General features: G+C 64.1%; 4 protein-coding genes and 1 pseudogene. 2 read left to right on the top strand and 3 right to left on the bottom strand.

Going from position 1 to position 6,325, the window contains the following annotated elements:
* Positions 1–188 precede the first annotated feature (188 nt).
* Positions 189–534: pseudogene (gene ligD / locus AC30NL_RS19470) on the top strand (non-homologous end-joining DNA ligase LigD); the annotation flags it as partial.
* Positions 535–552: 18 nt separating this feature from the next.
* Here ligD and AC30NL_RS19465 read toward each other — a convergent pair.
* Complete coding sequence (locus tag AC30NL_RS19465; protein ID WP_489465641.1) at positions 553–3,075, bottom strand: two-component system response regulator; 2,523 nt, start codon at positions 3,073–3,075, stop codon at positions 553–555.
* Between the two features lie 442 nt (positions 3,076–3,517).
* Positions 3,518–4,192 carry an SOS response-associated peptidase gene (locus AC30NL_RS19460; protein ID WP_489465640.1) on the bottom strand — a complete coding sequence of 225 codons (675 nt, stop codon included), beginning with the start codon at positions 4,190–4,192 and terminating at the stop codon, positions 3,518–3,520.
* A 176-nt stretch (positions 4,193–4,368) separates the two neighbouring features.
* On the opposite strand from AC30NL_RS19460, the gene AC30NL_RS19455 reads away from it, so the two are divergent.
* Positions 4,369–4,767 (top strand): hypothetical protein, encoded by a 399-nt coding sequence (locus AC30NL_RS19455; protein ID WP_489465639.1) that lies wholly within the window; start codon positions 4,369–4,371, stop codon positions 4,765–4,767.
* Positions 4,768–5,197: 430 nt separating this feature from the next.
* On the opposite strand, the gene AC30NL_RS19450 is transcribed toward AC30NL_RS19455, so the two are convergent.
* Positions 5,198–6,325, bottom strand: a 1,128-nt coding sequence (locus tag AC30NL_RS19450) for an AMP-binding protein (protein WP_489465638.1), incomplete at its 5' end; no start/stop codon positions are given.

The raw sequence follows: 6,325 nt of genomic DNA, 5'->3' as shown, positions 1-6,325 counted from the left end.
CTAACATGTGCGGGCGCCGCCGAAAACATCGCGGGACAGGTGCCATGACTCAACCTCGATTAGCGTGGTTCGGCAAGCCGAAATTACATCGGGTCATAACAGGGAGGGGCACGCGGCCTTGCTGGTGCCGACGGCGCAAGCGCTGGTGAATGCGGCGCAGATGAACGTCGTTGAGTTTCATACCTGGAGTCAAGGACTTTTCACAGGCCGTGGTCTAGCATCTGGCGAAGACAGTCCCGTCCCGTTTCGTCGCGAAGAGCGGTCCTGCCAATCGGGTGGGAAAGGTCTTTGTCGACTATCTGCGCAACGGCCACGCGCAGACCACCGCGGCGGCATTTTCTGCGCGCGCCCGGCCCGGCATGGGGATCTCGATGCCCATCGCCTGGGACGAATTGCCGACACTCAAGAGGTAGTGCGCAGTGGGGAATCGCGACGGCGCGAGAGTACCTGTCATTCCGGAAAATGGACCCGTGGACGGACTATTGGAAGTCGAAGCAGTCCCTGTCCGGGGCGGTCAAATTGCTGAAACGCTAAGGTCCATCGAGACGCGACCTATGTGAGCTGGGCCAGGCCGGATGGTACTTTCCAATCCAGGGACTTCTCCGATGCGCCGCCATCGTGCTCACGCCAGTGATCGGCCGGTGGCCCAAGGGCGAACCCTTGTGCGCAGTCGGCGCCCGCCGCGCGCAGCCGCTTGAGGGTGTCGGCGTCCTCGACCAGTGGCGCAACCACCACGAGGTTCATCGTGTGCGCCAGCTCGGTCATTGCGCGCAACAGATGCTCGCTGAGTTCATCTTGACGGATGGACCGCACCAGCTCGCCGTCCAGCTTCACCGCGGCGAGCGGCAAAGCGCGCAACTGGTCGACTGCTCCGAAGCCCCGGCCATAGCCGTCGAGCGTCAGCGTGACGCCCAGTCGCGTCAGCTCGCGCAGTTCCTGCAGCACGGCGGTGAGCCGCCCGGCGCCTTCGTCGTCCCTGATTTCCAGGCACAGGTGCATGGGACCGAACGCACCTCGCCGCAGCAAGCTCGCGAGGCGCGCACGGTAGCCGGGATCGATCAGCGACGCTGTCGCGACGTTGACGTGCAGATGCACCCCTGCCGGCGGCTGGCGTTGAGCCACCATCTTGGCGATGCGATCGAGCACCCAGGTGTCGACCTGGGGAAGCAGATCGAAACGCTCGGCTTGAGGCATGAATGCGCACGGTGCAAGTCGGGACTTCGCGTCGTCCAGCCGAATGAAAGCTTCGTAGCCGTACAGCGCCGGGCGACGCAAATCGAGAATGGGCTGGAACTGCAGCGTGAAGGCGCCTCGCGCCAGCGCCCGGCGCAATCGTTCGGACCACGACTGCTCCAGCGTCGCGAGCACTTCGGCGTCGTCTTGCGCATCGAACATGTGGATTCGATTGCGGCCTTTGCGCTTCGCGATCTGACAGGCCGCATCCGCGCAGTTCATGGCATGGGCCGGTGTAGCGGTGTGCACGCTCAGCCTGCTGATGCCCACGCTGCCGGACACCTCGAAGCTGCGACCCTCGTACACGAAGCGCATCTCGTCAAGGATGGCCCGAAACTGCTCAGCCAATGCGATGACCTTGCCCTCGTCGACGTTGCGCAGCAGCACGGCAAATTCATCGCCCGACAGCCGCGCCACGAGATCGGACTGGCGCGCCCGCGACTTGAGCTTGTGCCCGATGTTCGTGAGCAGCGCGTCGCCGGCGGCGTGGCCTGCGCTGTCATTGATGAGCTTGAAGCGGTCGAGGTCGATGAATAAAAGGGCCGACCTTTCTGTGCTGCGCTTGAGGCGCTGCAGCTCCTGCTCGAGCGCGTTCTCGAAGTATTGCCGGTTGAACAGCTTGGTGAGGTGGTCGTGTTGCAACTGCCATTGCAACTCGGCCTCGAAGCGCTTGCGTTCGGCGATGTCGCGAAACACCACCACCGCGCCCACACATTCGCCGTCGCGGTGCTGCGGCCTGACAGTGCACTCCACGTTCATGGCATGGCCGTCGGCGCGCCAAAACACCGTCTCCCAGTTGCTGAGGGAGTCTCCCAGTTCGTAGGCCTGCTGGAGGAAGCAGGTCTCGGGCGGAATGAGCCGGCTGTGCTCGTCGGCAAAGTGGAGCAGGTCGTGCGCCGACTTGCCCACCAGCCCAGCTGCATCGGGCCATTGAAGAAGTCGCAAGGCGGCAGGGTTTACAAAAGTGATGCGACCTTCGCGGTCGACACCATACACACCGTCGCCCACCGAGCCGAGGATCAGCTCGAGCCGCAGTCGCTCGCCTTCGAGCCGCAGTTCGCGTTCGCGCAAGGTCGCCAAGCTGTGCACGCGGGCGAGGAACAGCTGGTTCGACTCGGTCTTGAACATGCACTCGCTGGCGCCTGCCTCCAGGCAATCTCTGATCAGCCCGTCTTCATATGAACCAGTGAGGATGGCGAGCGCGATGTCGCGAGTGGCGGGCAGCTCGCGCAGGATGCGGCACAGCTGTGCGCCATTCATGCCGGGCATGTAGTAGTCGACGATGGCGAGGTCGAAGCGCTCTGTCTTCACCACCTCCAGCGCCGACTCGGCGTCGTCGCAGGTGACGACCGTGTAGCCATGGCTTTTGAGGATCCGCTGGTACTTCACGCGGCTCGTGCGCGAATCATCCACCAGCAGCACTTTGAGCCCCGTATCCGACGGCGTACGCTGCCGGGTTTCGCGGGCGATGCGGGCGAGCAGGGCCCGCGTGAGGCCCGGCACCTCAGCATGGCGCTCCCATCCGAGCACTAGTGTGAAGGCCCGTTCGGCCAGGGCATGTTCGTTGTCGAGGCGGTTGGAGTCGGAACGCAGGACGACCACGGCGAGTCCGCGGCAGTCGGCGTGGTCCAGGCGTTGCAAGACCGCTTCGCACGCGGCCGAATCGGCAGTCGACCAGCCGATCAGTACGCCGGACAAGCCGCGAGACACCTCGCGGTCGATGTCGGCCAGCGAGCTTTCGTGGGCTGTGACCGAGACCACGTCGTAGCTGTGGCGCAGCAGCAGCTTTTCCATGCCACGGCGCAGGGTCGGAGACGATTCGATCAGCAGCAGCCGATGCATGGCAGGGTCGCGGGGTGCCGAGGGGGGGACTGTGAGGCGTTCAGTGTCGCATGCGATGGCGGCGTGCGAAGGCACAAGGCACGCGTTTGGAGGACGGGGCGCGCCCCCTGGGCGCCGTGCGAGAACAAATTCTCAACTCGCCCCATGCCCGGCAAGGGTTCATGGCGACGGTACAACGCATCTGGCGGCATCCGCGGACTGCTACTGGCGCTACTACGCCTGTTGACGTGCTGCTCGGACATGCTCGAAATACTCTCAGCCTCTGAGGCGGGCTCACCCCCAGATCGCGTCGTACATGACGAATGTGCGGGTAACCTGGAATTTTTGCAGCTACGCGAACAAGTCGTCCGGTGTTATCGACGCCTTAGCACGAGGTATGGCTGCGCTTTGCGCCTGGATCAGGCGCCTTTTGACGTGCTGATCGGACACGCTCGAAAGACTCTCAGCCTCTCACAGGACGCGCAAGCTCCACGCGCACGGTGGTGTCGAGCGGGCCCATCCAGGGCAGCAAGAACTTCTTCGCCTCGTCTGGAGAACATGTGAGCCACGCGCCGTAGGCCTTCGGATCCAGAATCGTCACCATCCGCTTTTCTTCGCCTGGTTTGTGAAATCGCTGCATGACCGGGTGGCCCTGTGCGTTCACGGTGATCATCGACATCGTGAAGGTCTGCACGCCGTCAGGCGAGGTCCACAGGTTGTAGATGCCGGCAATACCCATCGGCACGCCCCCAGCCTGCGAGATGCTCCACCAGACGCAACGCCCAGTCTCATATGACGGCTCATAGAAGCATTCGGCAGGGATGATGCAACGCTGGCCCTTGGCCCACGCCTTCTTGTAGCTGCGCAGCTTGTCGACAGTCTCCGATCGGGCGTTGTAGGTCTTTCGGCCGTACTGCAGTTCTGCGACGTCATCTGGAAGCAGACCGAACATCGCTGTCTCGGCGACCAGAGCGCGTCGCGGATTGTCCGGGTCGCCGTCCGGGTCCAGCCGGATGAATGGCGCCAGGCCCAGCGGATAGACATCGACCTCCGGCGGCAGTTCGCTGCGAGCGCGCTCGACACCGAAAAAGGTCAGCAGCCGATCGAGTCGTGTCACCGGACGGTAGTTGGAACACATCCGCTCAATGTAGTGCGATCGACAGGCGGGGAATCCTTCTTGGCGACATCAAATGTCCGTTCGCGCGCACATGGCGACGCAGAGCAACCGTCATGCCGCGGACTGCCAACAGCTGCAGGCATCAGCGCTACGGGCACGTCGATTGCTGAACCTGAGGTTCAACTTCGGAGGGTTCCATGAAGAGACAAACTCCTTACGGCCTCTGTGCCGCCCTTGCTTTGGTCGCCGGCGCGGCGCTTGCCCAAGACAAGCCGGTGACTGTGAATCTTTCGTCTCAGAACGCGTCTGGCGAAAGTGGAACCGCCACGCTGACACCGCAAGGCGACAAGACCCAAGTCGTGATCAAGCTGACTGGTGCTCCCAGCGGTACTCAGCAACCCGCGCACATCCACGATGGCACCTGCGCGACTCTCGATCCGAAACCTCGGATCCCACTTCAAAACGTGGTTGGCGGAAACTCGACGACGACCTTGGACATGAAGCTGGGCGACATCGTTAGCAAGGGTGGGGCAATCAACGTACACAAGAGCGGTGCGGAGGTGAAGACCTATGTCGCCTGCGGAGATGTGAAGTAGGCCTGGTGTATTGACCGAGTGAAAGGCGTGCGGCGTTGCCCCGGACTGAGAGGCTGGGAGTATTTCGATCATGCCCGCTCATCACGTCAAAAGACCTCTGCTCGTCGTTGCAAATGCTCGCCATAGCCCGGGCTATGGCTGCGCTTTGCGCCTAGATCAGGTGCCTTTTGACGCGCTGCTCGGGTACGCTCGAAAAACTCTCAGCCTCTGAGGCCACGGGCAGAGGTGCTCAGCCAAGCCGGCAAGTCTTCAGGAGCGGGTCGCGTGTTCTGGGGCCCGCGCCGTCGCTTGTTGTTTGGCGTCCTGAATCAGACGAATCAATCCCATCCGAATTCGGTTGCCAGTCTTGCCATCGAGGACCGCCGTCCTGCCACAGATCTGCCGTGGAAAGACGCTGGTGTAGCACTTCTACGCTTGGGCTGCGGTATCGTCATCGGACTGGCTCGTAGTCCTGGTTCCGGTGTTGGCTGGAGATGGCCCTGGCAGGACGAGTGCTGGGCGCGTCTTGCAGCGAGGACGCGATGTCGGCCAGGGTCGGGTGTGCAAAGAGCTGGGCGAGCGTGAGTTGGCGCTTGAGGGTTGAGGCGATGCGCGAGGTCAGCTGCACGGCCAGCAGCGAATGCCCGCCAAGGGCGAAGAAGTCGTCGTGGCGGCCGACCTGTGGCAGGCCCAGCAGCTCGCACCACAGCGCGGCCAGGGTCTCCTCGACCGGGCCTTGCGGGGGCTCGTAGGCACTGCTGCCCAGCGCTGAGGTGTCGGGCTCAGGCAGGGCCTGGCGGTCAAGCTTGCCGTTGGGGGTGAGCGGCAGGGCGGGCAGCCGCACATAGGCGGCCGGCAGCATGTACTCGGGCAGCCGGGTGGACAGCTGCGTGCGCAGCGTCTCGGGTGAGGGTGACTCAGGCGAGGCGGACTCCTCGGCCACGAGGTAGGCCACCAGGCGCTTGTGCTCGTCGTGCTGGCGCGCCAGCACCACGGCCTCACGCACGCCGGGGCAGGCCAGCAGGGCGGCCTCGATCTCGCCGAGCTCGATGCGGAAACCCCGGATCTTGACCTGGTGGTCATTGCGGCCGAGGAAGTCCAGCGTGCCGTCGGCGCGCCAACGCGCGAGGTCGCCGCTGCGGTACATGCGGCTGCCCGGCGCGCCGAAGGGGTCGGGCACGAAACGCTCGGCGGTGAGCTCGGGCTGGTCGAGGTAGCCCTGCGCCAGGCCGGCGCCGGCGATGTGCAGCTCGCCGGCTATGCCCACCGGGGTGGGCGTGCCGCGGTCATCGAGGATGTGGATGCGGCTGTTGCGCAGCGGACGGCCGATGTGGATGCGTGCACCGTCGGCAGGCAGCTCGCGCAACACCATCGTGGTTACGAACTGGGTGGTCTCCGTCGGGCCATAAGTCTGCAGCAGATGCTCGGGCGGGTTCAGGCTCAGCAGCCTGGCCAGCGCCGCGGGGTCGGCGACGTCGCCGCCGGTGATCAAGTAGCGCAGGCGGGGCATCGCGCTGACCAGCGTTTGTGCGTAAGCGCGCAAGACTGCGGCCACCAAGATGAGCACGGTGATGCCGCT

This window comes from Rhizobacter sp., from assembly GCA_021153565.1.
Lineage (GTDB): Bacteria > Pseudomonadota > Gammaproteobacteria > Burkholderiales > Burkholderiaceae_C > Albitalea.
Note: the sequence above shows the minus strand (reverse complement) of the source record. Positions and strands in the feature narration are given on the sequence as shown.

Bases quoted from the DNA above. Each gene is read 5' to 3' on its own strand.
- AC30NL_RS19455 (WP_489465639.1), top strand. From the start codon at position 4,369: ATGAAGAGACAAACTCCTTACGGCCTCTGTGCCGCCCTTGCTTTGGTC.
- AC30NL_RS19460 (WP_489465640.1), bottom strand. From the start codon at position 4,192: ATGTGTTCCAACTACCGTCCGGTGACACGACTCGATCGGCTGCTGACC.
- AC30NL_RS19465 (WP_489465641.1), bottom strand. From the start codon at position 3,075: ATGCATCGGCTGCTGCTGATCGAATCGTCTCCGACCCTGCGCCGTGGC.